The sequence below is a fragment of the Paraburkholderia sp. SIMBA_027 genome (genome assembly GCF_046535315.1).
GTDB lineage: Bacteria > Pseudomonadota > Gammaproteobacteria > Burkholderiales > Burkholderiaceae > Paraburkholderia > Paraburkholderia tropica.
On sequence record NZ_JAWRWY010000894.1, the window covers coordinates 1 to 261 of the forward strand.

Below are 261 nucleotides of genomic sequence, written 5' to 3' on the forward strand. Positions count from 1 at the left end.
GATACGCGCCGCGGTCATCACTTGCAAGGCGTCTTCGGCCCAGTTCATCACATGGAAGCCCTGGGCTGGGTTGTGCAGGGCCGTGGCTTTGGGCGGGGTGTAGGCGCCGTAGATATGCAGCTGGGCGCCGGGCAACTGCTGGCGGATCAGCGGCCAGAGGCTGTTTTTCATCCAGAGCACCGCATCCCAGTTCGGGGCGTGGCGGAAGTTGCCGATGCTGAGGAAGTGCGCACGGTCTTCAAAGGGCGCAAAGGGCTCGGT

Annotated in this window: 1 pseudogene; it reads right to left on the reverse strand. The window is 64.0% G+C overall.

What is annotated here, in order from left to right:
* Nucleotides 1–261, reverse strand: a pseudogene (locus tag SB764_RS41665) (hypothetical protein); the annotation flags it as partial.